Consider the following 25,876-nt stretch of genomic DNA (forward strand, 5'->3'; position numbering starts at 1 on the left):
GGGGCCCGGTGTCGGGCTACGCGCACGTACCGGAGGAAGGCAGGAAGGGATGCTGCACAGAGGTGAAGAGAGCACGGACGGCGCCGGCGGGGAACTGACCGTCCCCATGGCGTGGTTGTACGCCGAGTACATCGCCGACGAGCTGCTGCGGACCGGCGATCTGATGCCGCCGACGTCCTTCGAGTTCCGGGCGGGGCGGGACGCCCTGGCGCTGACCATCTTCCTCTCCGACACCGACGGGGAGCTGTCCGGCATCCGGGTCGTCACCCAGCTGGAGACGTGGCTGTCACTGACCGCGTACGACCAGCCGTGGCAGGAGTGGGTGCGCGAGCGGCTGGCCGAGCTGGCCCGCGCGGCCACGCGGGAGGGGCGGCCCGCCCCGGACCTGGACCTGGCGGACGAGGCCTGGCGCTGGCTGCAGGAGACGGAGCTGCTCGCGCCCGATCTGAACGCGGTGCCGGGCGGTGCGCCGGTGGTGGGGGAGGACGAGGGGCCGAAGGTCTGGACGCCCGCCTGGCAGCTGGGACTGCCGCTGGGACACCTCGCGATCCATCTTTTTTAGATTTCTGCGCCTGGGACCAATCCGCCGGACGGAGGGCTCCGAATCCATAGGTTGCGATTGTGTCACCGCCTTGAGTGATTCCGCTGCCTGGTCCGTACCGGTGGGAGCAAGGAGTAACCCCACCCGCACCCAACGGCACGAGGATTCGGCATGAGGTCCCTGGAACGGCATCGCGACGTCGGCGCCTACGCGCTCGGCGTGCTGGACGAGGCGGAGGCCTTCCGCTTCGAGGACCACCTCATGGAGTGCCCTCGGTGCGCTGCAGAGGTGACGGAATTCGGCGCCACGACACGGCAGTTGATGCTGTACCGGCGGGCGACACCACGGTTCGTGCACCCGATGGCGCAGCCGGGGCCGCGCATGCTGGACCGGCTGCTGGCCGAGGTGGCGACCAGGCGCCGGGCCGGTCGCAGACGCCTCCTGTTCGCCCTGGCCGCCTCGGTGGCGTTCGCGGTGTCCGTACCCGGCGTCGCGATGATGGCCCAGGGCAGCAGCGCGGACGAGGGGCCCCTGACGGTCGCGGCGACCGACGCGCGCTCCGGCGTCTGGGCCCAGGTCACCGTCGAGGACAAGGCCTCGGGCAGCCAGGTCGAGCTGAAGGTCAAGGACGCGGGCGGTCCGCGCTCCTGCCACCTGGTCATCGTCGGCCGCGACGGCACCGAGGAGACCGCGACCAGCTGGCACGGCCCCGGCCACGACACCCACCCCAACACGATGATGGCCAGCTCGTCCAAGCACCCGGACGAGACCGCCCGCTACGAGGTCCGCTCGGCGTCCGGGGAGGTCCTCGTGAAGCTTCAGCCGCGCTAGCGGGTGTCGTCCGTCCGCCCCTGCCGTCGGGCATCCCGCGTGCCCCGGTGTGAGACTGCTGGTTGGCGCACCCGGGAGACAGCCGGGTGTCCGCGGAGGCGACGAGGGGAGACGAGGTGGCGGCGTCACAGGACGGCGACGGCCGCTTGGAGGAGTACCTCGCCGATCCGGGGAACAGGGCGCTGGACCTGACCACCGCGGTGGCCCGCTGCACCGAGGCCCTGGGGCTCCAGGACTCCGCGGTGTACCTCGCCGACATCCAGCAGCGCAGGCTCGTGCCGCTCACCGACGTGGCCTCGCCCCTGCCCGTCGACGAATCACTCGCCGGCTGGACCTACCGCACCCAGTCCCTGCGCGTGGAGGAGTCCGAGTCGGGCGGCATGACGGCCTGGGTCCCCCTCGTGGACGGCGCGGAGCGCCTCGGGGTCCTCGCCGTGCACTCGGCCTCGCTGACCCCGGCCGTGCTGCGCCGCGGCAAGGCCCTCGCCACGCTCCTCGCCATGACGATCACGTCCACCCGGGCGTACCAGGACTCCTTCGTCCGGCGTACGCGCACCAGACCGATGCTGCTGCCCGCCGAGATGCTGCGGGCCTTCCTGCCGCCGCGCACGATCGGCACCGAGCACGTCGTGTCCACGGCCGTGCTGGAGCCGGCCTACGAGCTCGGCGGCGACGCCTTCGACCACTCCCTCACCGAGACGACGCTGCACGCCACGGTCCTCGACGCCATGGGACACAACCTGGCCTCCGGGCTCACCACGGCCGTGTGCCTCGCCGCGAGCCGCAATGCCCGGCGGAGCGGGGCGGACCTGCCCGACCTGGTGCAGAGCGTCGACGACGCGCTGGCGCAGTGGCTCCCCGACCAGTTCTGCACGGGGGTCCTGGCCCAGCTGGACCTGGCCACCGGGGTGCTGCGGTGGTGCAACTGCGGGCATCCCACCCCGCTGCTCATCCGTGACAGACGGCCGGACGTCGGCGCCATGCGGCGCGAGCCGGAACCGCCGATGGGTCTGCCGTCCCGGCTGGCCGGGCTGAAGCGGCGGACGCACGAGATCGCTCTGCGGCCCGGCGACCGGGTCCTGATGTACAGCGACGGGGTCACCGAGGCCAGGGCCGTCGACGGCGCGGAGTTCGGTCTCGAGCAGTTCGCCGACTACATCATCCGGGCGACGGCAGCGGGCGAGCTGGCGCCCGAGACGCTGCGGCGGCTCATCCACTCCATCCTCGACTCGTCCGGCAGCCGACTGCGGGACGACGCGACCATCCTCATGTTCGAGTGGTCGCCCCCGGCCCGGTGACGGCGCGTCACTTCAGCAGCCGGGACATCCTGCGGTCCGCCAGCGGCTTGCCGCCCGTCTGGCAGGTCGGGCAGTACTGCAGCGAGGAGTCGCTGAAGGACACATCCCGCACGGTGTCGCCGCACACCGGGCAGGGCTCGCCGGTACGGCCGTGGACACGCAGGCCGCTCTTCTTCTCGGCCTTCAGCCGCCCGGCCGCCACGCCCCGGGAGCGTTCGACGGCCTCGGTGAGCGTGTCGCGCAGGGCCTCGTACAGCCGATGGGTCTCCGCCGCGCTCAGCGACGCGGCCAGTTTGAAGGGCGACATCCTCGCCGCGTGCAGGATCTCGTCGCTGTAGGCGTTGCCCACGCCCGCGATCAGGCTCTGGTCGCGCAACGCGCCCTTGAGCTGCCGCCGTTCACCGGCCAGGAGTTCCGCGAAGCGTTGCTCGTCGAAGCCGTCGGCGAGGGGGTCCGGGCCGAGCCGGGCGACACCGGGGACCTCCTGCGGATCCCCCACGACGTACACGGCGAGCCGCTTCTGGGTGCCGGCCTCGGTCAGGTCGAAGCCGGAGCCGGTCTCCAGGGCCACACGCAGCGCGAGGGGCCCCTTGCCGGGGCGGGGCGGGCCGTCGGGCAGACGGTCCTTCCAGTGCAGCCAGCCCGCGCGGGCCAGGTGCGTCACGAAGTGCGGGCCGTCCGCGGTCGCGAGGTCGAGGAACTTGCCGTACCGGCGTACTGCGGCGACCTCGTGTCCCTCCAGCGCGGACAGGGGCGGGTCGTACGTCTTCAGGACGCTGATCGCGACGGGCAGCACCCGGACGATCTCATGGCCGACGAGGTTCTCGGTCAGGAAGTCCTTGAGCGCCTCGACCTCGGGGAGTTCCGGCATGAGTCCAGAGTGCCACGCGCGGTCAGTGCTGGTCGGGCAGCACCACGAACTCGCACCATACGGCCTTGCCGCCGCCGCGTGCCTCCACGCCCCATACGTCGGTGAGCAGCTCCACCAGCAGCAGGCCCCGTCCTGAGACGCCCGACTCGCCCGCCTCGCGGCGGCGCGGCAGGGCGCTGGAGGAGTCCTCGACCTCGACGCGCAGCCGGCGGCCGGAGCCGGTGAGGACCCGCAGGGTGACGATGGCGGAGCCCTCGGTGTGCATCAGGGCGTTGGTGATCAGCTCGTCGGCGACCAGTTCGATCTCGTCTGCGCGGTCCCGGGCTCCCCAGACACCGACCGCGGTGCGGATCATGTGCCGGGCCTCGGCCAGGGCCGCGGGGTCGCCGGGGGCCACGTGCCGCTGGAGCCGCCCGCCGGACTGCGGGCCGTCGGGGCCGCGCCGGCGCAGCAGGAGCAGCGCCACGTCGTCGTCACCGCTGCGCTCGGCGGCCACGTCGATCAGCCGGTCGGCGAGGTCGCGTACGTCGTCGGGGCCGGTGGCGACGAGCGCGGTGAGGGTGCGCATGCCGTCGTCGAGGTCGGCGCCGGGCTGCTCCACCAGGCCGTCGGTGCACAGCAGCAGGGTGTCGCCGGGGTCGAGCTCCACGGTGCCCACCGGGTATTCGAGGCGGCCGAACTCGGCGGACAGGCCGAGCGGCAGACCGCCCGGGACGGTGACGCGGCGGCAGGAGCCGTCGGGCCGGCGCACGAGCGGGTCGATGTGGCCGGCCCGGACCATCTGGAGCACGCCTGTCGACAGGTCGGCCTCGGCGTAGAGGCAGGTCGCGGAGCGGTCGGTGTCGAGTTCGTGCAGGAAGACGGAGGCGCGGGCCATCACGGTGGCCGGGGTGTGTCCCTCGGCGGCGTAGGCGCGCAGCACGATGCGCAGCTGGCCCATGACGGCGGCCGCGTGTGTGTCGTGGCCCTGGACGTCGCCGATGACGGCGCCGACCCGGCCGCCGGGCAGCGGGATCAGGTCGTACCAGTCGCCGCCGATGTCACGGCCGACGGAGCCCCCGATGGTGGCGGCGCGGTAGCGGACGGCGACGTCGGCCCCGGGCACGCTCGGGATGGTCCGGGGCAGCATGGCCTGCTGGAGGCCCTGGGCGAGGTCCATCTCCTGCTCGTAGAACATGGCCCGCTGCAGGCTCTGCGCGATGCTGCTGCCGAGGGCGACGAGGATGTTGCGCTCCTCGGGCGTGAAGCCGCGCCGGTCGCTGTAGAGCAGGCCCATCGCGCCGATGGGCTGGGCCTGGACGATGAGCGGCAGATAGGCGGCCGAGGTGATGTTCAGGCCGGTGATGTGCGGCCACAGGATCGGGTAGCGCTCGGCGAACTCCTCCGGCGATTCGATGAAGCGTGGGCCGAGGGTCCGCACGGCCTCGCTCATCGGGTAGGGCTCGTCGATCCGGGTGACGCGGGTGCCGGGCACGAAGCTGTCGGAGGGCCCCTCGGCGACCAGGCGGATGCGCCCGGCCTCGACCAGGCCCATGACCAGGCTGGTGGCGCCCAGGTGGGTGAGGCCGTGGGTGTCCTTCAGGACGTCGATGACGTCCTGGACGGTGCGGGCGTGGGCGAGGGCGGCGGTGGTGAGTTCGACGACGCTGGTCTGCTCCCGGCGGGCCTCGTCCCGGGCGGCCTGGTCGAGGCGGGCCTCGCTCTCGCCGAGTTCCTGGGTGGCGTCCCGGACGATGCCGATGATGCGGCGGGGCCGTCCGGTGTCGTCGCGCCGGATGTAGCCCTGGGTGTGGGTCCAGCGGAGGGTGCCGTCGCGGCGGCGCATGCGGAAGTAGGCGCCGTAGTTCTCGCTGCCGTCCTTCAGGGCCTGGGAGACCGCGGTGTCCAGGCGCCGGGCCTCGCCGGGCGGGACCCGTTTGGCGAGCGTCGCGGGGTGGCCGTCGTACTCGTCGAGGCGCACGTCGAAGACGTCGTGGGCCTGGGCGTCCATCTGCATCAGGCCGGTGTCCAGATCCCAGTCGAAACTGCCCATCCGGTTGAGCGCGAGGATCGGATCCGGGTGGGCGGGCCAGTCGTCCGGGAGTGACAGGGCGCTCCCTCCCCGATCAGCCATGGGCCCACCTTGCCAGGAATCATCCGATTCTTCGACCGTTGTGCCGAGCGTACGGGTCTTCCGGCCGGACCGTCCCTCAGTCGCCATCGGGGATGAGACCGGCTCCGTCGGGCAGGTCGGGGCTGTCCGGAACGGCGTCGGGGCCGACCTCGCCGGAGCCGCCGGGGTCCGCCGGAGCCGGTTCGTCGGGCAGCGGGTCGGTCTCGTCGGGCAGCGGGTCGGTCTCGTCGGGCGGTGCCACGGGCGGTGGAACCGCGTCCGCCGGGGAGCCCGTGTCCCGGGGAGCCGTACTGCCCACGCCCGGGGAGAGGACGGGCTCGGGCGGAGCGACCCGGGGCTCGCGCGGAGCGGCCTCGGGCTCGACCGGGGGGACGGACGAGGGCGCGCGGGACGCCGGGGGCTGCGCCCAGAGCGGTGGCGGCAGGGCCCGGTCGTGGCGTACGTCGTGGCCGGTCGGCCGTTCGATCCAGGTGCGGGCGGCGAGGTCGATGATCGTGAAGTCGGTGATCACCTGCGGGGCCGGGGTCACGACGATCGCCTCGCCGGGCCGGTAGCCGGGCCAGGGGCTGCCCTGGCCGCGCGGCGTGCCCCGCATCGCCAGCGGCGGGCGCAGCGGGTTGCCGCAGGCGCAGCGGACGCGCGGCATGCCCCGGTCGTCGACCAGGACGGCGGTGCCCGCCTGGAGGACGGACTGGTAGCCGCTCGCCCGTCCGGCCCGGAAGCCGTGGTTGGTGACGCGGGTGTCGGCGCGCAGCACCAGTGGGGTCAGCCGGCGCACGTAGTCCGGGACCGCCGCCGGGGAGACGCCCGCGACCCGGGCGAAGGCGCGGATCCTGGCCCGATCGCGGGTGAGGTGGCCGATCTGCCGCGCGATGTCGCAGCTGCCGGTCCGCTCGATGCCGCCGTACAGGCCGGGTGTCCCGCCGGAGAGCGAGCGCAGTCCGCCGAGGCCGGCGAAGGCCCGGGACGGCCCGTCCGGGCCTGCTCTGCCCGGCGTTCGCGGGGCGGGGGACGGGGTAGCCGTCGTGGTGGCCGTGGAGTCGGTGAAGGGGTCCGGTCCCCGGGCCGCGGCCGGCTGGAGGAAGAGCTCTCCACCGGCGTCCGCCTCGTCACCGTCACCGTCGGTGCCGCAGCCCGAGAGGAGGAGCGCCGTCGAGAGCACACAGGCCATGACGAGGGTCCCGGTGTGTGTCCGCACCCAGTCCTCCTGCCTCGTTTTTGGCCATTCGTCCCTATTGTTTGCTTCACTCACTTGGGTTACGCAACCGGAGCGGCGCCGTACGGAGCGTGACACTGGGGTCCGGCTCGGCATCGGGAGGAGCGCACGGCCGTGGACTGGTTCACCGCATCCGACTACTGGCTGAGCCGGCTGGTCTTCCAGCGGGCGCTGGCCGCCGTGTATCTGGTCGCGTTCCTGACGGCGGCTCTGCAGTTCCGGGCGCTGATCGGGCAGCGCGGCATGCTGCCGGTGCCGGGGTTCGTCGAGCGGGTGCCGTTCAAGCGGGCGCCGAGCCTGTTCCAGCTGTACTACTCGGACCGCTTCTTCGCGCTCTGCGCCTGGGCGGGCTGCGCGGTGTCGGCGGCGCTGCTGGCCGGGCTCGACTCGCTGCTGCCGCTGTGGGGCGGCATGCTGCTGTGGCTGGTGCCGTGGGTGCTGTACCTGTCGATCGTGAACGTCGGGCAGACCTGGTACTCGTTCGGCTGGGAGTCGCTGCTGCTGGAGGTCGGCTTCCTCGCCGTGTTCCTCGGCAACGACGAGGTGGCGCCGCCGGTCGTCGTGCTGTTCCTGCTGCGGTGGATCCTGTTCCGGGTGGAGTTCGGCGCGGGGCTCATCAAGATGCGCGGCGACGAGTGCTGGCGGAAGCTGACGTGCCTGGACCACCATCACGAGACCCAGCCCATGCCGGGCCCGCTGAGCTGGTTCTTCCACCATCTGCCCAAACCCGTGCACCGGGTCGAGGTGGCCGCGAACCATGTCACCCAACTCGTGGTGCCGTTCCTGCTGTTCACCCCGCAGCCGGTCGCGACGGCCGCCGCCGCGCTGATGATCGTCACCCAGCTGTGGCTGGTGCTGTCGGGCAACTTCTCCTGGCTGAACTGGATCACGATCGTGCTGGCCCTGTCGGCGGTACGGTTCCCGGCCGACCCGCCGGACGTGCCCGGTGCCCGGCTCTGGTACGTGGTCGTGGTGCTGGCGGTGGCGGCGCTGGTCGTGGGCCTCAGCTACCAGCCGGTCCGCAACATGCTCTCCCGCCGCCAGGTGATGAACCGGTCCTTCGACCCGGTCCATCTGGTCAACACCTATGGGGCGTTCGGCAGTGTGAGCCGGGTCCGCTACGAGGTGGTGGTCGAGGGCACCGCGGACGACGTGCCGCGCGAGGACTCGGACTGGCGGGAGTACGAGTTCAAGGGCAAGCCGGGCGATCCGCGGCGCTGGCCGCGCCAGTTCGCGCCGTACCATCTGCGGCTGGACTGGATGATGTGGTTCGCGGCACTCTCCCCCGCCTACGCCGGCTCCTGGTTCGGCACGCTGATGGAGCGGCTGCTGGAGAACGACCGGGCCACGCTGAAGCTGCTGCGCCGCTCGCCGTTCCCGCCGGACGAGCCCCCGCGGTACGTGCGGGCCCGCCTGTTCCGCTACCGCTACACGACATGGCGCGAGCTGCGGGAGACGGGCGCGTGCTGGGAGCGGACGTACGTACGGGAGTACCTGCCGCCGACGCGGCTGGCGGAGACGGCTCAGAGGCCGTAGACGCGGGTGGCGGTGGTCGCGAGGATCTGCTCGTGATCGTCCTCCGGGGTCAGGCGGCGTACGAGGTCGAGGGTGGTGCCGTACGAGGTGGCGAGCGTGCACACAGGCCAGTCCGAGCCGTACATCAGACGCTCCGGCCCGAAGGCCTCCAGGGCCACGTCGGCGTAGGGGCGCAGGTCCTCGACGGTCCAGGAGGCGAGATCGGCCTCGGTGACCAGGCCGGACAGCTTGGCGACCGTGTTGGGCCGGGCGGCGAGGGTGCGCAGGCCGGATGCCCAGGGTTCGAGGCCGCCGGAGGCGATGGGCGGTTTGCCCAGGTGGTCGAGGACGAGGGTGAGGCCGGGCAGGTCCGCGGCGGCCCGCGCGCAGGCCGGGAGCTGGTGGGGCAGGACCACGAGGTCGTAGACCAGCCCGGCGTCGGCGACGGCGGCCAGTCCCCGGCGTACGTCCGGGCGCAGCAGCCATTCCGGGTCGGGTTCGCCCTGGACCTGGTGGCGGATGCCCTTCAGGTGGCGGCCGCCGGGGAGTTCCCGCAGCCGGGACAGTTCCTCCGCGACGTCGGGGCGGGTGAGGTCGGTCCAGCCGACGACGCCCGCGATCAGGTCGTGCTCCTCGGCAAGGGCCAGGAACTCCGGGGTCTCCTCGGGCACGGTGATCGTCTGGACGAGGACCGTGCGCTCCACTCCGGCCGCTCTCGCCTCGGGTTCGAGGTCCTTCATGGTGAAGTCCCGGCGCAGTGGCGCGAGTTCGGGGCCGGTGATCCAGTCCTGGTCGCGTACGGACAGGTCCCACACATGGTGGTGGGCGTCGACGACAGTCACGGCAGCTCCCAGACGACCGGCAGGCCGGCGTCGGCGCCGTCGCCGGAGTAGTCGTGCACCACGTCCAGCAGCTCGGCCATGCGGGCCTGCCAGGCGACGTTGACCGGGAGCTTCTCCAGCTCGGCGAGGAGACGGGCGTAGTCCTCGCACTCCAGGACGTGGAACAGGTCGGTGCCGCTGCGCCAGATCGTCCAGGAGGTGGCGCCGGCGGCCCGGATGGCGTCGGTGAGTTCCTCCGGGACCTCGCGGTGGGCTGCCTCGTACGCGGCGACGCGGTCGGCGCGGACCTTGGTGTGCAGGGCGACTCTCATGACGGCTCCTCGGGCGAGGCCCCGGACGTCTTCCCGGACGGCTCCTCGGCCGGGACGGGGGCGTCGGCGGGCAGCAGGCCTCCCGCGCGCAGGTCCTGCCAGAACCCGGCGGGCACGCCCGCAGCGAACTGGTGGGCGCAGTCGCGGACCTCGTGTGCCGAGCGGGCCCCGACGAGGACGCTGGCGACGGCCGGGTGGGCGGCGCAGAAGGCCAGGGCGGCGGCGCGCAGCGTGGTGCCGTGGCGGTCGGCGACGGACTTCAGCCGCAGGGCACGCTCGACCAGCTCGGAGGGGGCGACGGTGTAGTTGTACGTGGCGCCCGGCCGCGGGTTCGCCAGCAGGCCGGAGTTGAAGGCGCCGCCGATGACGACGGATGTGCCGCGTTCGTGGGCCGCGGGCAGCAGGCCGGTGAGGGCGCTCTGGTCGAGCAGGGTGTAGCGGCCGGCGCAGAGCACCACGTCGACGTCGGTGTTGCGGACGAAGCGGGTGAGCATCTCGGCCTGGTTCATGCCGGCGCCGATCGCGCCGACCACGCCCTCGCCGCGGAGCTTCTCCAGGGCGGGGTAGCCCTCCCGGAAGGCCTCTTCGGCGTGCTCGTCGGGGTCGTGGAGGTAGACGACGTCGACGCGGTCGAGGCCGAGCCGTTCCAGGCTGGCCTCCAGGGTGCGCCGTACGCCGTCGGCGCTGAAGTCCCATACGCGGCGGTGGGTGGCGGGCACGGCGAACCCGTGGGCCAGGTCGTCGCCGGTGCCGTCGGAGGGCTCCAGGCGGCGGCCCACTTTGGTGGAGATCGTGTACTGGTCTCGGGGGCGGTCCCGCAGGGCGGCGCCGAGGCGGCGTTCGGAGAGGCCGAGGCCGTAGTGCGGGGCGGTGTCGAAGTAGCGGATGCCCCGCTGCCAGGCGGCCTCCACGGCGTCGTGTGCCTGTGCCTCGCCGACTTCGGAGTAGAGGTTGGCGATCGCGGCGGCGCCGAAGGACAGGGCGCTGACCTGGACGCCGCTGCCGCCGAGCCGGTTCACCGGGCCGCCGGGCGCAGCCGCAGGCCCTGCATGCCGCCGTCGACGGCGAGGGCGGTGCCCGTGGTGGCGCCGGAGAGGGGGCCGGCCAGGTAGGCGATGGCGCCCGCGACCTCGGCCGCGGAGACCAGGCGGCCGGTGGGCTGGCGGGCCTCCAAGGCGGCGCGTTCGGCGGCCGGTTCGGGCGCGGCGTCGAGGAGGCGGCCGACCCAGGGTGTGTCGACGGTGCCCGGGTTGACGCAGTTGACGCGGATGCCCTCGCGGACGTGGTCGGCGGCCATGGCGAGGGTGAGGGAGTACACGGCGCCCTTGGTGGCGCTGTACAGAGCGCGCTGCGGCAGGCCCGCGGTGGCGGCGATGGAGCAGGTGTTGACGATCGCGGCGTGCGCGGAGGCGCGCAGATGGGGCAGACAGGCGCGGGCGGTGCGGACCATGCCGACGACGTTGACGTCCAGGACGCGGTGCCATTCGTCGTCGGGGTTGTCCTCGACGGTGCCCTGGGCGCCGATGCCCGCGTTGTTGACCAGGACGTCCAGCCCGCCGAGGTCGGCGACCGCGGCCGCCACGGCCCGGCGCACGGACGCGTCGTCGGTGACGTCCGCGCGGTAGGCGAGCAGCGGCTTGTCGACCGGCGACGGGTCCAGGTCGAGGACGGCGACCCGGGCGCCGCGCTCGGCCAGGAGGTCGGCGGTGGCCCGGCCGATGCCGGAGGCGCCGCCCGTCACCAGGGCTGTGATGCCCTCGAAGTCGCTCATACGGCCTGACCCTTCTTCCGCTCGTCGAGGTCGGCGGCCCAGAACTCGCCGCCGGGGTAGGTGAATCGCGCCAGTGACTCGGGCCGCATGGCGGCCGAGAAGCCCGGCGCGGTGGGTGCCGTGTAGTGAGCCTGGCGGATCACCACCGGGTCGAGGAAGTGGTCGTGCAGATGGTCGACGTATTCGATGACGCGGTCCTCGGTGGTGCCGGACAGGGCCACGTAGTCGAACATCGACAGGTGCTGGACCAGTTCGCACAGGCCGACACCGCCCGCGTGCGGGCAGACCGGCACGCCGAACTTTGCCGCGAGCAGCAGGATCGCGAGGTTCTCGGGGACGCCGCCGACGCGGGCCGCGTCGATCTGGACGACGTCGAGCGCACCGGCCTGGAGGAGCTGCTTGAAGACGATCCGGTTGTGCACGTGCTCGCCGGTGGCGACCTTCACGGGGGCGACGGCCCGGCGGACCGCCGCGTGGCCGAGGATGTCGTCCGGGCTGGTGGGCTCCTCGATCCAGTACGGGTCGAACTCGGCGAGGGCCTTCGTCCAGCGGATCGCCTCGTCGACGTCCCAGCGCTGGTTGGCGTCGACGGCCATGCGGATGTCCGGGCCGATGACGGAACGGGCGACGCGGCAGCGGCGGATGTCGTCCTCGAGGTCGGCGCCGACCTTCAGCTTGATCTGCCGGAAGCCGTCGGCGACGGCCCGGGCCGCGAGCCGGGTGAGCTTCTCGTCGTCGTAGCCGAGCCAGCCGGGTGAGGTGGTGTAGGCGGGGTAGCCGCGCTCCAGCAGGCGGGCCGTGCGCTCCTCGGCACCCTGCCGGCCCCGGCTCAGCAGGGTCAGGGCCTCCTCGGGGGTGAGGGCGTCGGTGAGGTAGCGGAAGTCGATCTGGCGCACCAGCCACGCGGGCTCGGCCTCGGCGAGCAGCCGCCACAGCGGAAGGCCGGCGCGCTTGGCGGCCAGGTCCCACACGGCGTTGACGACCGCGCCGATCGCCATGTGCATCACGCCCTTCTCGGGCCCGAGCCAGCGCAGCTGGCTGTCGCCGATCAGGTCGCGGTTCAGGGTGGACGGGTCGGCGCACAGGTCGTCGGCCGAGCGGCCGATCAGGTGTCCGCGCAGCGCGTCGATCGCGGCGACCTGCACCTCGTTGCCCCGCCCGATGGTGAAGGCGAACCCGTGCCCCTCGTGCCCGTCGGCCGCGTCCGTGCGCAGGACGACGTAGGCCGCCGAGTAGTCGGGGTCCGGGTTCATCGCGTCGGAGCCGTCGAGCTCGCGCGAGGTGGGGAAGCGGATGTCGTGGGTGTCGACCGCGATGATGCGGGCGGGCGTCGGGGACACGGAGGGCCTTTCGGTTGCAGGGGGCGGGGGCGTCAGTCCTGGGCCCGGCCGGTGGTGACCCGGGCGATCATGAGGGCGACCAGGATGATCCCGCCGTAGATGGCCTGGATCCAGAACGACGGCACCTGCGCGAGGGTGAGCAGGTTCTGGACGACACCCAGAAGGAGTACGCCGGTCAGGGCGCCGAACATGGTGCCCTTGCCGCCGTCGAGGGCGATGCCGCCGATCACCGCGGCCGCGAACACCGTGAAGATCATGTTCTGGCCCTGGTTGGCGCTGATCGCGCCGACGTAGCCGGTCTGCATGATGCCGCCGACCGCGGCGAGGACGCCCGCGACGACGAACACGCCGAGCATGACGCGCTCCACCCGGATGCCCGCCGCCCGGGCCGCGTCCGCGTTGCCGCCGATGGCGTACAGGGCGCGCCCGACCCGGTGGTACTTCAGCACAAGGCCGGCGGCCGCGAAGGCGATCGCGGCGAGCCACACGGACAGCGGGACGCTGAGGAAGGTGGTGGTCGCCAGCGAGTAGAAGCTGTCGGGCATCCCGAACAGGGTCTTGCCCTTGGTCGCGCCGACCAGCAGTCCGCGCAGCACGATCAGCATCGCCAGTGTCACGATGAACGCGTTGAGCTTGAACTTCACGACCAGGATGCCGTTGAAGGCGCCGACCGCCGCACCCGCGACGAGGATCGCCAACAGGGCGATCGCGGCGGGGAGTTCGGTGCCCCAGCCGGACTGGGCCGCGGGCAGCACGAGCAGCGCGCCCACGGCGGGCGCGATACCGACGACCGATTCCAGGGACAGGTCGAACTTGCCGGTGATCAGGACGAGCGACTCGGCGAGCACGACCATCGCGAGGGCGGCGGAGGCGCCGAGGATCGAGACGATGTTGCGCTCGGTGAGGAACGAGTCGTTGACGACGGTGCCGAGCACCAGGAGCAGCAACAGGGCGGGGGCGAGGGCGAGTTCGCGGGCCCGGCGGAGCAGGACTGCCTTGGCGGCGCGCGGGTCGGTGGCTCGCGCGGGCGCGAGCGGCGGGGCCGCCTTGGTGTCAGCCATGGTCCACTCCTTCGATGGAGGCGATGAGCTCGTGGTCGCGCCAGCCCGCCGGGTGCTCGGCGACGACACGGCCGTGGAAGAGGACGAGGACCCGGTCGCAGCGCCTGAGGTCGTCGAGTTCGTCGGAGACGACGAGTACGGCGGTGCCGTCCTCGCGGGCGGTGTCGACCCGGGCGAGCAGGGACTCCTTGGACTTCACATCGACGCCCGCGGTCGGGTTGACGAGCACCAGGAGCCGCGGGTCGGAGGCGAGGGCCCGGGCCATGACGACCTTTTGCGCGTTGCCGCCGGACAGATCGGAGACGGGCTGCTCGGGACCCGCCGCGTGGATGTCGAGGCGTTCGATCAGCGCGGTGGCGACATCGCGTCTGCGGTCGGTGCCGACGAAGCCGAAGCGGCCGAGCCGGTCCAGGACGCTGAGGGTGGTGTTGTCGCCGATGGACATGCCGAAGACCAGACCCTGCTCGTGCCGGTCGCGGGGCACGAAGCCGACACCGGCCTCCAGGGCCTTGCGGACATCGCCGAACGGCAGCGGCTGGCCGTCCAGCCGGACCGTCCCGCTCGTGGGGGTGTGCAGGCCCGTGAACGACTCGGCGAGCTCGATCTTGCCGCTGGCGCTCGATCCGGCGAGTCCGACGACCTCGCCGCGCCGGACGGTGAGGTCGACGTTCTCGTACGCGTTCGAGGTGAGGCCGTTGACGTCGAGCAGGACGGGGCCACTGGCCCCGAGGGTCCGTTGCCGCTCGGCCTGGTCGGCGATCGTCTCCCCCGCCATGGCCTCCACCAGGGCATGGCGGGGCAGGTCGGCGACCGGCGCCGTGGTGATCCAGCTGGCGTCGCGCAGGACCGTGACGGTCTGGCAGACCTCGTACACCTCCTGGAGGTGGTGCGAGATGAACAGGAAGGTGACGCCGGAGTCCTGGAGGGCCCGCATACGGCTGAACAGCCGCTCGATCTCCCGGTTGTCGAGCTGTGCGGTGGGTTCGTCGAGGATGATGAAGCGGGCGCCGAAGCTCAGCGCCCGGGCGATCTCCACCATCTGCCGGTCCTCGACCTTGAGGTCGGCGGTGCGGGCCTCCGGGTCGACGCGCACGTCCCAGGTGTCGAGGAGCCGGGCCGCCTCGGACTTCAGACGGCGCCAGCTGATGAACCCGCGCCGGAGCGGCTGCCGGTTGATGAACAGGTTCTCGGCGACGGTCAGTTCGGGGACGACCGTCGGGTGCTGGTAGACGCAGGCGACCTTGCGGCGCCAGGCGTCCCGGTCGGTGAGCGGGGGCGCGGGGTCGCCGTCGAAGCGGACGGTGCCCTCGTCGGGGGCCTCCAGGCCGGTGAGGATCCTGACCAGCGTCGACTTGCCGGCGCCGTTGCGGCCGACGAGGGCGTGGGACTCACCCGGCAGGACGGAGAGCCGGCCGTCGGCGAGGGCGGTGGTGGGGCCGTACCGTTTGACGATGCCCCGCGCTTCAACCAGTGGGCTGCTCATTCGACCGTGTTGCCCCAGAGCTTGGGGTCGTCGACGTTGTCCTTGGTCACCAGCGGGGCGGGCAGCTGGTCCTCCAGGATGCCGCTGGGCAGCTTCACGATCGTCGAGTCGTGGTCGGTCGGGCCGGGCTTGAACTTCTTCCCCTGCATCGCCGCCTTGATGTAGTACATGCCGTACTTGGCGTAGGCGTCGGCGGGCTGGGAGACGGTCGCGTCGATCTCGCCCTTGCGGATCGCGTCGAACTCCTGCGGGATGCCGTCGTTGGAGACGATGGCGATATGGCCCGACTGCCCGGCCTTCTTGAGCATTCCCTTCGACTTGAGGGTCTGGAGGGTGGGCGCGAGATAGACGCCGCCCGCCTGCATGTAGATGCCCTTGATGTCGGGGTTGGCGTTGAGGAGGGTGTCGAGTTTGGAGGCCGCCGTGTCGGACTCCCACTTGGCGGGGATCTCCAGGACCTTGAGCTCGGGGAAGTTCTTCTTCACGCAGGCGCGGAACGCCTCGGAGCGGTCGCGGCCGTTGACCGAGGCGAGGTCTCCCATGATCTGCACGACCTTGCCGGAGGTGATGTGCTCGCCGAGGTACTGGCAGGCCTTCTCGCCGTACGCCACGTTGTTCGCGCGGACCACCATCGCGACCTTGCCCTTGTCGGGCGCCACGTCCACGGCGACGACCGGTACGCCCTTGCGCTCGGCCTGGTCGAGGCCCGCTTCGATCGCGGCGCTGTCCAGCGGGGCGACGACCAGGCCCTCGACGCCCTGGGTGAGCTGGTTGTTGATGTCGGTGATCTGCTGCGAGGGGTCGCTGTTGGAGTTGACGGTCTTCATCGCGTCCACGCCCTCGGACTTCGCCATCCTGGGCACGTAGTCGTTGTACGACTGCCAGAACGGCGAGGTCAGCAGGGGCAGGACGACCCCGACCTTGCCGCTGCCGTCACCGCCGCCGGTACCGGAGGCGCCGGTGTCCTTGGTACTGCCGCACGCGGCGAGCACCAGGGAGGCACCGGCGGCCAGCGCCACCGCGCCGACGGTCCGGGACCTGTTCCGCTTCCGCACTGTGCTTCCGGGCATCTGAGGGGGCTCCCATCGACCGGGGTTCGAGCAGATGCCCGCATACTTATCAGACCACTCCCTCGCCAGAACACCCTGCGACGGCATATTTTCCCGCTCCGGGCTCATAGTGGTCCGACCACCTCGCTGGTTAGACTGCGCCGGAGCCTGTGATCGGAGGAACGGCGTGGACGACGAGACGGCCCCGCAGAAGGGCACCGTGACGCAGCGCGCCATCGAGCGGATCAAGGCGATGATCGGCGAGGGCCGGCTGGAGCCGGGCCAGCGGCTGCCGACCGAGCGTGATCTGGCCGCCCAGCTCGGCATGTCCCGCAGCTCGATGCGGGAGGCGATCCGCGCGCTCACGGTGCTGGGCGTGCTGGAGGCCCGGCACGGCTCGGGCATCTACGTCACCCAGCTGGAGGCCGGCGACCTGCTGGAGACCTTCGGCGTCGTGGCGGACCTGTCGCGCGGTCCGCGTCTGGTGGAGCTGCTGGAGATCCGGCGGATCCTGGAGTCGACGGCGACCGCACTGGCCGCCGCGCGGATCACCGACGAGGGGCTGGCCGAGGTCGAGAAGCACCTGGCGGCGATGAACGCCACGGACGATCCGGAGGAGATCCTCGCCCACGACCTGGCCTTCCACCGGGAGATCGCGGCGGCGGCGGGCAACGAGACCATGGCCGCGATCCTGGAGGGCCTGTCCTCGCGGACGTTCCGGGCCCGCGTCTGGCGCGGCTACCAGGAGGAGGGCGCCTTCGAACGCACCCGCCGCGAACACGCCGCGATCCACCGCGCCCTGGCCGCCCACGACCCGGAGGCGGCCCGCGCGGCGGCGGCCGCGCATGTGGGCGAGGTGGAGGAGTGGCTGCGGGCACAGCTCGGGCCCTAGGCGGTGTCCCGTTCGGGACCGGCCCAGGGCCCGGGGCGGTGCCGCTACTTGAACTGGCCGGGCTGGTAGTCGCCCGCCGGCTGCTCGAGCATGACGTTCAGCCGGTTCGCGGTGTTCATGAAGGCGATCAGGGTGACGAGGGCGGCGAGCTGGTCCTCGTCGTAGTGCTTGGCGGCCCGCTCCCAGACCGCGTCAGGAACACCGCCCGCCCCGTCCGCGACGCGGGTCCCCTGCTCCGCCAGCTCCAGCGCGGCCCGCTCGGCCTCGGTGAACACCGTGGCCTCCCGCCAGGCCGCGACCAGGTGGAGTCGTACGGAGGTCTCGCCGGCCGTGGCGGCCTCCTTGGTGTGCATGTCGATGCAGACCGCGCACCCGTTGATCTGGCTGACGCGCAGCGAGACCAGCTCCCGTGTCGCGGCCGGCAGCGGTGATGCCACGATCGTCTGCCCCAAGGAGTAGAACTGCTTGACGGCCTTGCTCGCGCTCGGGATGGCGAAGACGTCCAGACGTGCACTCATGGCGGGCTCCTCTGTCGTTGTCGTTGCGTACACCCCTATGAGTCAGCGGCTCACCGCGATGTGACATCGACAGTTGTGACCCGCGTCACCGACTATCCGCGTCGCAGCCGAAGCGTCATCAGCTCGAACGGGCGCAGCCGCACCGCGATCCGCCCGTCCCGGACCTCCGGGGCCGTCGCATCGGCCAGCGTCCGTTCCAGCAGGTCCGTGACCGAGACGTCCGCGACCTCGAACCCGGCCGTGAGCGTGGCGCGTGTCCGGCCGCCGAAGGCCTCGTGGAACCGGACGACGACGTCCCCGCTGCCGTCGTCGGCGAGCTTCACCGCCGTGACGACCACCGCGTCCCGGTCGGCCGTCACCAGCGGCGCCACCTCCCCGGCACCGGTGAGCCGCCGCTCCGGCACGTTGATCCGCCAGCCCTCGCGCACCGCGTCGGCGATGCCCGCGCCCGGCACGAGCGCGTGCCGGAAGCGGTGGACGCCCTGGTCGGTCTCGGGGTCGGGGAATCGCGGGGCACGCAGCAGGGAGACGCGGACGGTGGTGGTCGTGCCGTGGTCGCCGTCGGTACGGACCGTACGGGTCACATCGTGGCCGTACGTCGAGTCGTTGACGAGCGCGACACCCCAGCCGGGTTCCTCCAGGTGGACGAAGCGGTGGTTGCACGCCTCGAACTTGGCGGCCTCCCAAGAGGTGTTGGTGTGGGTGGGCCGGTGGAAGTGCCCGAACTGGGTCTCGGACGCGTACCGTTCGGCATGCACGTCGAGCGGGAAGGCGAGCTTGAGGAACTTCTCCGTCTCGTGCCAGTCGACCTCCGTGTCCACCGTCAGCCGCCGCTCCCCCGGCGCCAGTGACAGCAGTTGGGTGACACGGGAGGCGCCGAAGGTCCGTACGATCCGCACACCGTCCCCGTCCGGGACGACCTCGTCCGCGTCGGTGAGGTCGGTGACAGTGTTGCGGTAGAACTCGTCGACGTCCCAGGCGTCCCACATGTTCGGGAAGTCGGGGTGGAGCTGGAGGAGATTGGCGGCCCGGCCCGGGGCGACGGTCTCGCGATCGGCCTCGATGTCGTACACGGACACAACGAGCCCCCGGGCGTCGATCTCGACCCGGAGCAGGCCGTTCCCCAGGACGAACCCACCCTCGGCCCGTGGGGACAGCTCCGCAGGGCTGGGCAGAAGCTCGGCACCGGCACCACCGGCAGGGATCCCGGCGCGGCTGTGGGGTGCCGAGTTGAACACGAGGTTCCGCGTCCCCTCCCCCGCGAGTGCCCGCTGCGCCGAGTCGATGATCCCGGTCAGCTCCTCGGCCACCCTCTCGTACGTCCGCCGGGCCTCCCGGTGCACCCAGGCGATGGACGAGCCGGGCAGGATGTCGTGGAACTGGTGCAGCAGCACCGTCTTCCAGATGCGGTCCAGGTCCTCGTAGGGGTAGGGGAACCCGGTGCGTACGGCCGCCGTGGCCGCCCACAGTTCGGCCTCCCTCAGCAGGTGCTCGCTGCGGCGGTTGCCCTGCTTGGTCTTGGCCTGGCTGGTGAGGGTGGCGCGGTGGAGTTCGAGATAGAGCTCGCCGACCCACACCGGCGGTTCGGGACACTCGGCGGCGGCCTTCTCGAAGAAGGCCTGCGGGGTCTCCCAGGTCACCGTCGCCGAGCCTTCGAGGTCGCGCAGGCGGGCCGCCTTGGCGACCATCTCGCGGGTGGTGCCGCCGCCTCCGTCGCCCCAGCCGGTGGGGGCGAGGGAGTGGCGGGCGACGCCCTTGTCCTTGAAGTTGCGGGCCGCGTGGGCGATCTCGCCGCCCTTCATGGAGCAGTTGTAGGTGTCGACGGGCGGGAAGTGCGTGAAGATCCGCGTGCCGTCGATGCCCTCCCACCGGAACGTGTGGTGCGGGAACTTGTTCGTCTGTGACCAGCTGATCTTCTGTGTCAGCAGGTACTTGGAGCCCGCCGCCTTGATGATCTGCGGCAGTCCGGCGGCGAAGCCGAAGGTGTCGGGCAGCCAGGCCTCGTCGTTCTCGATGCCGAACTCGTCGAGGAAGAACCGCTTGCCGTGCACGAACTGCCGGGCCATCGCCTCCGAGCCCGGCATGTTGGTGTCCGACTCCACCCACATGCCGCCGGCCGGCACGAACCGCCCGTCGGCCACGGCCTTCTTCACCCGGGCCCACACCTCGGGCCGGTGGTCACGCACCCACGCCCACTGCTGTGCCTGCGACATGGCGAAGACGAACTCCGGCTCGTCGTCGAGCAGCGCGGTCATGTTGGAGGTCGTCCGGGCCACCTTGCGCACGGTCTCGCGCAGCGGCCACAGCCACGCCGAGTCGATGTGGGCGTGACCGACGGCGCTGATGCGGTGGGCGGAGGGAGCGGCGGGCGTGGCGAGCACCTCTGTGAGCCGGGACCGGGCCCGTTCCGCCGTGCCGCCGATGTCCTGGAGGTCGAGGGCGTCGAGTGCCGTGTCGACCGCCCGGAGGATCTCCCAGCGACGGGCCGACTCCACCGGCAGCTCGGCCATCAGCTCGCCGAGCACCTCCAGGTCGATCACGAGCTGCCATACGGTCTCGTCGAGGACGGCGAGGTCCATGCGGGTCAGGGTGTACTGCGGCTCGGTTCCGGCGGTCTCCTTGTCGCCGAGCCGCGTCGGCAGGAAGGGGTGATAGTCGAGGATGACGGGGTTGGAGGCGGCCTCGATGTGCAGACGCACCTGCTCACCGCCCTCGACGGGGGCGCCGACGCGCACCCACTGGTTGCGCGGGTTGAGGCCCTTCACCGGGGTGCCGTCGGGCCGGTAGACCAGGCCCTCGCACTGGAAACCGGGCATGTTCTCGTCGAAGCCCAGGTCGAGGATCGCCTCGACGGTCTTCCCGGCCCACGCCTCGGGGACGGTTCCGGTGACGCGGAACCAGCTGGTGCCCCAGGGAGCACCCCACCGGGCGCCCGCCTCGATGGCCTCGGGCTCGGCCGCGAGTCCCTCGGCGACCGGAACGGGTTCGCCGGGCGCGTGCCACACCGCCACCTCCAGCGGCACGGACTCGGGGTACACGGCGGGGCGGACGCGCTCGTCGAGTACGCGCTTGAGGCGGGCTTCGACCAGGCTGCGGTCGTCATGCATGCGGAGTGCTCCCTAGAGGGGTGGTTACCAGGGGTGGGTCAGGGGCGAGGGTGCCGACGAGGTGTAGAGCTCCCCCACGGCACGCGCTTCGAACCGTGCGGCCCGCTCGCCCTGTTCGGGCTTCAGGCCGGCGACGAAGAACGCGCGCTGGCAGGTGCCGCCGAGAAAGCGGCGGGTGCCGTCGGGGAGGAGGCGGTGCAGGGTGTAGTGGCGTACGTCGGTGGAATCCGGTTCCGGGTTCCAGGCGAAGCGCAGGTCTCCACCGGACGCGGCGCTCACGCGCAGCCCCGTGGGAGCGGCCGGGGTGGCCTGGGACGCGGTGCGGACGGCGATTCCACCGATCCGCCATCGGACCGGGCCGCCACCGTCCGCCGGTGTGATCCGCACACCGATCGCGTGCGCGGTGCCGGTCAGGCCGGTGAGGCGTACGGCCGAGGTCTGCCAGGTGCCGGCCGATTCGACGGGGAAGTAGGTGTACGGCGGTGTCGCCCCCGGCGTGTCCGGATCGGCGGTGGCGACCGCCAGTTCGACGTTCACGCGCCCGGAGTCGGTCCGGTGGGTCAGTTCGACGACCGTGTCGGCGGTGAGCGGCAGCCGGGTGGCGTACAGATCCAGGACGGCGGGTTCGTCGAGTTCGCCGTCGACCAGCACACTGCTTCCGCCCCGCCAGGCGTCCTCGAAGTCGAAGGTCACGGCCGGGCGGCGGCCGTCTGTGTGCACGACCCAGCGTCGGGACGGCAGCCGGTCCTGGAGGCCGAGGTGGTTCCAGGGCGCGTCCGATGTCACCTCGCCGTCCTCGTACCACCGCAGCCCGTGCCCGGTGTTGAACACGCTCGCGAACGGAACGGACATGACCGTGGAGCGGTCGGCGACGGACACGGCGGGCGCACGCCATCCGTCCGTGCCGTCGGGCCGGGACGGGTCGAGGGAGCGGCCGGTCCAGAACCGGTCGTCGGCGGCGTGGAAGGCGGCCGGGCCCCGCTGGTCGGAGGGCAGGTGGTTGCGCGTCCACTCGGGCCGGTAGAGGCCGACCGACGCGATGTGCGTCTGGTTCGCCGGCACGATCGCGTCCCACCGCACGGAGGAGTTCCAGCCGTTCGCCTCGACGTCGACGCCCGCCCACAACTCGTAGCGGCTGCGGCCGAGTTGCTCCGCTCGCTGCCCCGAGGAGACCAGAGTGCCCGCCGACCAGCGGAAGTCGACGAACATGTCGTCGGAGGTCCGGAAGAACGCCTCGTTCCGCGCGTTCAGCGCGCCCTGCCAGCTCACCGTGCCGTTCACGGTCATCGCGTCGTACCAGGTGACCCGCTGCCCCTTGGCCTCCGCGAGTGACTTCAGCTCCCGTACGAAGCTCAGCATGTCCCGGCCGAGCGCGGCGTCCCCTCCCCCGGTCTCGGAGTTGACGAACCATCCGTCGAAGCCGTACGCCTCGGCGACCGCGACCAGCCGCGCGGCGAGCGGATGGCGCCGGGCGGCGTCCTTCTGCACCAGATCGCGGGTCCAGCGCAGTTGTCCGCCGTAGGCGACGGGCGGCAGGAAGACGTTGCCGAGGACGGGCACGCCGTGCCGGTGGGCGGCGTCGACGATCGGCGCGTTCGGGGCGAGGATCAGCCCCTCGCCCGAAGAGCCGCCCCAGAACACCAGCTCGTCGATGTAGGCCCAGTGGGTGAGGGCGTAGTAGTCGGCGGTGGCCGAGCCCTGGGAGGGATTGCTCGCCGTCGGCCCGAAGGAGACCAGGGACTGGATACGGGCCTGGCCGGCGCGGGCGGTCGGGTTGGCGGGGGCCGGGGTGAAGCGGGCGGCCAAGGGCACGGACGCGGCGTTGCAGGCGAGGTCCGGGTCGGTCTCGGCACGCCAGGACTTCAGGCCCCGCCAGGTGATACCGGGGCCCGGGGTGCCCGAGGGGAGGGAGTCCGGATACCAGTAGGACGCGTAGGGCTGGGTCGCGGCGGCTTTCGGGGCTGCCGCGGCCGGTACCGAGGGGAAGAGGGCGGCCGCGGCGCCGGCGAGCAGGACGGTGCGTCTGGTGGGTGTCACGAGCGGGTGCCTCCTGGTGGGTGGGGAAGTACCTGGTCGGGAGTGACGACCTCGGTGATGCCGCGCGCGCCCAGGTGTTCCTGGTCGGCGGCGCGCACATCGAGGACGGTGGTGGGGCGGGCGCCGTCGGCGACCAGCCGGAAGAAGGCGTCAAAGACGGGACCGCCGGGGGCGCAGAGCGAGCGGACGGCAGGGTCGGCGGGGACGACCAGCGCCGTCGTACGGGCCGGGGGCGCCTGCGACGGTTCCCGCGCCGCCCGTTCCAATACCCGGGCCATGTCCTTGGGCTTGCGGTCGTTGGTCAGCAGGCCGAGTCCGTACTCCAGTTCCGGGAAGTCGGCGAGGTCGCGGGACACGTCGTGGGAGCACCACCAGGTGATGCCCCACAGGCCGGGACAGTCCAGGGCGTTCGCCACGGTGGCCTCGGTGAAGGCGGCGGCGTGCTCGGCCGGGACCAGGGGCGCGGGCGCGCCGACCTCCTGGAGCCAGACCGGCCGGTGGGGGTCGTCGGCCCAGGCCTTGCTCAGCTCCACGAGGTAGGCGGCATGGTGCTCGGCGGGGACGGAGGTAGGGCCGTGGCGCTGGGCGGTGCCGTTGAAGACCCAGGAGTGCACGGCCGTGACGGCGCCGTGCCGGGCGGCCTGGCCCGGGGTGAAGGGCTGGTCGTCCTGGTACCAGGTGGCGTCGTACTCGGCGTGCAGGTGCAGCCGGCCCGGGGCGCCCTCCTCGCAGGCGGCTAGCATGCGCGCGAGCCAGGTGCCGATCTCGTCGGAGGTGGCCCGGTCGGGGTCCGGATGGGGCCCGGACGAGAACTGGTTGACCTCGTTGCCGAGGGTCATTCCGATGAAGTTGGGCCGGTCGGCGAGGGCGGCGGCGAGGGTGCGCAGGAGGTTCTCCTGGCCGTCGAGGACGTCCGGGTCGGTGAAGAGGTTGCGCCGGTGCCAGGTCCGGGTCCAGGCGGGCAGGAAGTCGAAGCTGCTCAGGTGGCCCTGGAGGCCGTCCACGTTGACGTCGAGGCCGCGTTCGCCGGCGGCGTCGGCCAGCGCGACGAGCTGTTCTACGGCCCGGGGCCGGATCAGCGTGCGGTTGGGCTGGAAGTACGGCCACAGCGGGAAGACCCGGATGTGGTCCAGGCCCAGCGCGGCGATCGAGTCCAGGTCTGCGCGGACGGAGTCGAGGTCGAAGTCGAGCCAGTGGTGGAACCACCCCTCGCTGGGGGTGTAGTTGACGCCGAAGCGCACGGCAGGAGGCATGGGGGTCCTTGCGTTCGGTGGGAGGTTCAGCCCTTCACCGCGCCCTCGCCCACGCCGCGGAAGAAGTACCGCTGGAGACAGGCGAAGAGGGCGATCAGCGGCGCGACGGCGATGATCGTGCCCGCGGCGACGAGGCGCTCGTCGTTGGCGAAGGTGCCGTGCAGATAGTTGAGGCCGATGGTCAGCGTGAACTTGGACGGGTCGCTCAGCACGATGAGCGGCCACAGGAAGTCGTCCCAGGCCCCCATGAAGGCGAAGATCGCGACGACCGCGAGGGTGCCCTTCACCGACGGCAGGGCGATGCGCAGGAACCGCTGCCAGACGTTGGCGCCGTCGACGAAGGCCGCCTCCTCGATCTCATAGGGCAGGTTGAGGAAGGCGTTGCGCATCAGCAGGACGTTCATCGCGCCGACGCAGCCCGGCAGGACCACGCCGATCAGGGTGTTGTTGAGGCCGAGCTCCCGCATGGTGGTGAACTGGGCGATGATGATGCCCTCGACGGGCACGAGCATCGCCAGGATGAAGGCCAGGGTGGCGACCCGGCGGCCCCGGTAGCGCAGCCGGGCCAGGGCGTAGCCGGCGAGGGCCGCGCCGACGCAGTTGGTGACGACGTTGGCGGTGGCGACCTTCAGGGAGTTGAGGGCGTAGTCCCAGACGGGGATGGTGTCGGCGACCCGCTCGTAGTTGTGCAGGGTCGGATCGCCCGGCAGGAACGTCGGCGGGGAGCTGTAGATGTCCTCGGTGGGGCCCTTGAGCGAGGTGGACAGCTGCCACAGGAACGGGCCGATGGTCAGCGCCAGCACGGCGAGCAGCAGGACGTAGCGCAGGGCGAGTTCCCACACCCGGACGCGGCGGCCGTGCTCGTCGGTGATCCGGGGCTCGCGGGCCGCAGCCGGCTTCTCGGGAGCCCGCGTCTTCTCGAGGACACTCATGAGTCCTCCTTCCGGTCGGCGCGCAGCACCAGCAGCATCAGGGCGACGGTGACGGCGAAGACGACGACGGAGATCGCGGAGGCGTAGCCGACGCGGCCGGTCAGTCCGGTGCCGGTGCGCTGGACGAGCATGACGAGGGTGGTGTCCTCGCCCGCCGGTCCGCCGCTCGGGCCCGCCAGCAGGTACACCTCGGAGAACACCTTGAACGCGGCGACCGAGGAGAGCGCTCCGACCAGCACCATGGTGGAGCGGACGGCGGGCACGGTGACGGTCATGAAACGGCGCACCGCGCCCGCCCCGTCGACGGCTGCGGCCTCGTGCAGCTCGCGCGGCACGTTCCCGAGCGCCGCCAGATAGATGATCATGTAGTAGCCGAGGCCCTTCCACACCGTGACGGCCATGGCGCTCAGCAGGAGCAGCCACTGGTCACTGAGGAAGCCGACCCGGCCGGCGCCGACCGTCTCCAGCAGCGCGTTGACCAGTCCGCGGTCGTCCAGCAGCCACACCCAGATGAGCCCGACCACGACGATCGACGCGACGACCGGGGTGTAGAAGGCGGACCGGAAGAAGGTGATGCCGGGGATGTTCTTCTGCACAAGCAGGGCGAGCAGCAGCGGCAGGACGACGAGCGGGGGCACGACCCCGAGGACGTAGAGCGTGCTGTTGCGCAGGCCGGTCCAGAACATGTCGTCCTGGAGCAGTTCCCGGAAGTTGGCGAGCCCCACGAACCGCCCGGGGATCAGTGTGCGGCGGTCGGTGAAGGCGTTGACCAGCGTGGAGACGAACGGGTACAGGACGAATACGCCGGTGATGAGCAGCCCGGGTGCGGCGAACAGCCAGGGGCTGGTGGGCAGTTGGCGCCGCACCCGGGAGATGCCGGAGAGAGCCATCCGGG

At 71.9% G+C, this 25,876-nt stretch carries 22 protein-coding genes; 5 read left to right on the forward strand and 17 right to left on the reverse strand.

The features are described 5' to 3' along the window. Window positions 1–49 precede the first annotated feature (49 nt). From ACFT32_RS05205 to ACFT32_RS05215, 3 genes are all read left to right on the forward strand, one after another. Window positions 50–562 carry a hypothetical protein gene (locus ACFT32_RS05205; protein ID WP_382485998.1) on the forward strand — a complete coding sequence of 171 codons (513 nt, stop codon included), beginning with the start codon at window positions 50–52 and terminating at the stop codon, window positions 560–562. A 150-nt stretch (window positions 563–712) separates the two neighbouring features. Beyond that, window positions 713–1,372, forward strand: coding sequence for a zf-HC2 domain-containing protein (locus ACFT32_RS05210; protein WP_382485999.1), 660 nt, complete (start codon window positions 713–715; stop codon window positions 1,370–1,372). Between the two features lie 116 nt (window positions 1,373–1,488). Then, a complete protein-coding gene (locus tag ACFT32_RS05215) occupies window positions 1,489–2,670 on the forward strand; it encodes a PP2C family protein-serine/threonine phosphatase (protein WP_382486001.1) in 1,182 nt (393 codons plus the stop codon). 7 nt (window positions 2,671–2,677) lie between these two features. Here ACFT32_RS05215 and ACFT32_RS05220 read toward each other — a convergent pair whose 3' ends face one another. The 3 genes from ACFT32_RS05220 to ACFT32_RS05230 all read right to left on the reverse strand — a co-directional run bounded on the left by ACFT32_RS05220 (window position 2,678) and on the right by ACFT32_RS05230 (window position 6,852). Then, window positions 2,678–3,541, reverse strand: a complete 864-nt coding sequence (locus ACFT32_RS05220; protein ID WP_382486003.1) for an Fpg/Nei family DNA glycosylase — start codon at window positions 3,539–3,541, stop codon at window positions 2,678–2,680. Window positions 3,542–3,563: 22 nt separating this feature from the next. Next, on the reverse strand, window positions 3,564–5,654 hold the full coding sequence (locus ACFT32_RS05225; RefSeq protein WP_382486005.1) for a SpoIIE family protein phosphatase: 2,091 nt from the start codon (window positions 5,652–5,654) through the stop codon (window positions 3,564–3,566). A 76-nt stretch (window positions 5,655–5,730) separates the two neighbouring features. Further along, a complete protein-coding gene (locus ACFT32_RS05230; RefSeq protein WP_382486007.1) occupies window positions 5,731–6,852 on the reverse strand; it encodes a DUF6777 domain-containing protein in 1,122 nt (373 codons plus the stop codon). 132 nt (window positions 6,853–6,984) lie between these two features. Here ACFT32_RS05230 and ACFT32_RS05235 point away from each other — a divergent pair, with 132 nt between their 5' ends. Continuing rightward, entirely contained in the window at window positions 6,985–8,406 is a 1,422-nt protein-coding gene (locus tag ACFT32_RS05235) for a lipase maturation factor family protein (RefSeq protein WP_382486009.1), read from the forward strand. On the opposite strand, the gene ACFT32_RS05240 is transcribed toward ACFT32_RS05235, so the two are convergent. Genes ACFT32_RS05240 through ACFT32_RS05275 form a run of 8 tightly spaced genes read right to left on the reverse strand, consistent with a single transcriptional unit; the run spans window position 8,394 to window position 16,263 of the window. Beyond that, window positions 8,394–9,227 carry an amidohydrolase family protein gene (locus ACFT32_RS05240; protein ID WP_382486011.1) on the reverse strand — a complete coding sequence of 278 codons (834 nt, stop codon included), beginning with the start codon at window positions 9,225–9,227 and terminating at the stop codon, window positions 8,394–8,396. The two genes, ACFT32_RS05235 and ACFT32_RS05240, sit on opposite strands and share 13 nt — an antisense overlap. Next, window positions 9,224–9,538, reverse strand: coding sequence for an L-rhamnose mutarotase (locus ACFT32_RS05245; protein ID WP_382486013.1), 315 nt, complete (start codon window positions 9,536–9,538; stop codon window positions 9,224–9,226). Before ACFT32_RS05245 ends, ACFT32_RS05240 begins: the two co-directional genes overlap by 4 nt. Continuing rightward, entirely contained in the window at window positions 9,535–10,557 is a 1,023-nt protein-coding gene (locus ACFT32_RS05250) for an aldo/keto reductase (protein ID WP_382486014.1), read from the reverse strand. Before ACFT32_RS05250 ends, ACFT32_RS05245 begins: the two co-directional genes overlap by 4 nt. Further along, window positions 10,554–11,309, reverse strand: a complete 756-nt coding sequence (locus ACFT32_RS05255; protein ID WP_382486016.1) for an SDR family NAD(P)-dependent oxidoreductase — start codon at window positions 11,307–11,309, stop codon at window positions 10,554–10,556. The genes ACFT32_RS05250 and ACFT32_RS05255 overlap by 4 nt, the downstream gene beginning before the upstream one ends. After that, complete coding sequence (locus ACFT32_RS05260; RefSeq protein ID WP_382486018.1) at window positions 11,306–12,649, reverse strand: L-fuconate dehydratase; 1,344 nt, start codon at window positions 12,647–12,649, stop codon at window positions 11,306–11,308. Before ACFT32_RS05260 ends, ACFT32_RS05255 begins: the two co-directional genes overlap by 4 nt. 32 nt (window positions 12,650–12,681) lie before the next feature. Further along, complete coding sequence (locus tag ACFT32_RS05265) at window positions 12,682–13,710, reverse strand: ABC transporter permease (protein ID WP_382486020.1); 1,029 nt, start codon at window positions 13,708–13,710, stop codon at window positions 12,682–12,684. Continuing rightward, entirely contained in the window at window positions 13,703–15,193 is a 1,491-nt protein-coding gene (locus tag ACFT32_RS05270) for a sugar ABC transporter ATP-binding protein (protein ID WP_382486022.1), read from the reverse strand. The genes ACFT32_RS05265 and ACFT32_RS05270 overlap by 8 nt, the downstream gene beginning before the upstream one ends. Further along, window positions 15,190–16,263, reverse strand: a complete 1,074-nt coding sequence (locus ACFT32_RS05275; protein ID WP_382486026.1) for a sugar ABC transporter substrate-binding protein — start codon at window positions 16,261–16,263, stop codon at window positions 15,190–15,192. The genes ACFT32_RS05270 and ACFT32_RS05275 overlap by 4 nt, the downstream gene beginning before the upstream one ends. A gap of 166 nt (window positions 16,264–16,429) precedes the next feature. Between ACFT32_RS05275 and ACFT32_RS05280 the strand changes: the two genes are divergently transcribed. Beyond that, the gene (locus tag ACFT32_RS05280) at window positions 16,430–17,134 is read left to right on the forward strand and encodes a FadR/GntR family transcriptional regulator (RefSeq protein ID WP_382486028.1); all 705 of its coding nucleotides are present in this window, start codon (window positions 16,430–16,432) and stop codon (window positions 17,132–17,134) included. Window positions 17,135–17,178: 44 nt separating this feature from the next. Here ACFT32_RS05280 and ACFT32_RS05285 read toward each other — a convergent pair whose 3' ends face one another. From ACFT32_RS05285 to ACFT32_RS05310, 6 genes are all read right to left on the reverse strand, one after another. Further along, window positions 17,179–17,652 (reverse strand): carboxymuconolactone decarboxylase family protein, encoded by a 474-nt coding sequence (locus ACFT32_RS05285; protein ID WP_382486030.1) that lies wholly within the window; start codon window positions 17,650–17,652, stop codon window positions 17,179–17,181. A gap of 92 nt (window positions 17,653–17,744) precedes the next feature. Beyond that, complete coding sequence (locus ACFT32_RS05290) at window positions 17,745–20,759, reverse strand: alpha-mannosidase (protein WP_382486032.1); 3,015 nt, start codon at window positions 20,757–20,759, stop codon at window positions 17,745–17,747. A gap of 24 nt (window positions 20,760–20,783) precedes the next feature. Continuing rightward, a complete protein-coding gene (locus ACFT32_RS05295) occupies window positions 20,784–22,796 on the reverse strand; it encodes an endo-beta-N-acetylglucosaminidase (protein ID WP_382486034.1) in 2,013 nt (670 codons plus the stop codon). Beyond that, window positions 22,793–24,037 (reverse strand): glycosyl hydrolase, encoded by a 1,245-nt coding sequence (locus ACFT32_RS05300; protein ID WP_382487046.1) that lies wholly within the window; start codon window positions 24,035–24,037, stop codon window positions 22,793–22,795. Before ACFT32_RS05300 ends, ACFT32_RS05295 begins: the two co-directional genes overlap by 4 nt. A gap of 38 nt (window positions 24,038–24,075) precedes the next feature. Continuing rightward, entirely contained in the window at window positions 24,076–24,981 is a 906-nt protein-coding gene (locus tag ACFT32_RS05305) for a carbohydrate ABC transporter permease (RefSeq protein ID WP_382486036.1), read from the reverse strand. Next, window positions 24,978–25,871, reverse strand: coding sequence for a carbohydrate ABC transporter permease (locus ACFT32_RS05310; protein WP_382486038.1), 894 nt, complete (start codon window positions 25,869–25,871; stop codon window positions 24,978–24,980). The genes ACFT32_RS05305 and ACFT32_RS05310 overlap by 4 nt, the downstream gene beginning before the upstream one ends. Window positions 25,872–25,876: the final 5 nt, after the last annotated feature.

Source organism: Streptomyces sp. NPDC057002, from assembly GCF_042673825.1.
Taxonomy (GTDB): domain Bacteria; phylum Actinomycetota; class Actinomycetes; order Streptomycetales; family Streptomycetaceae; genus Streptomyces.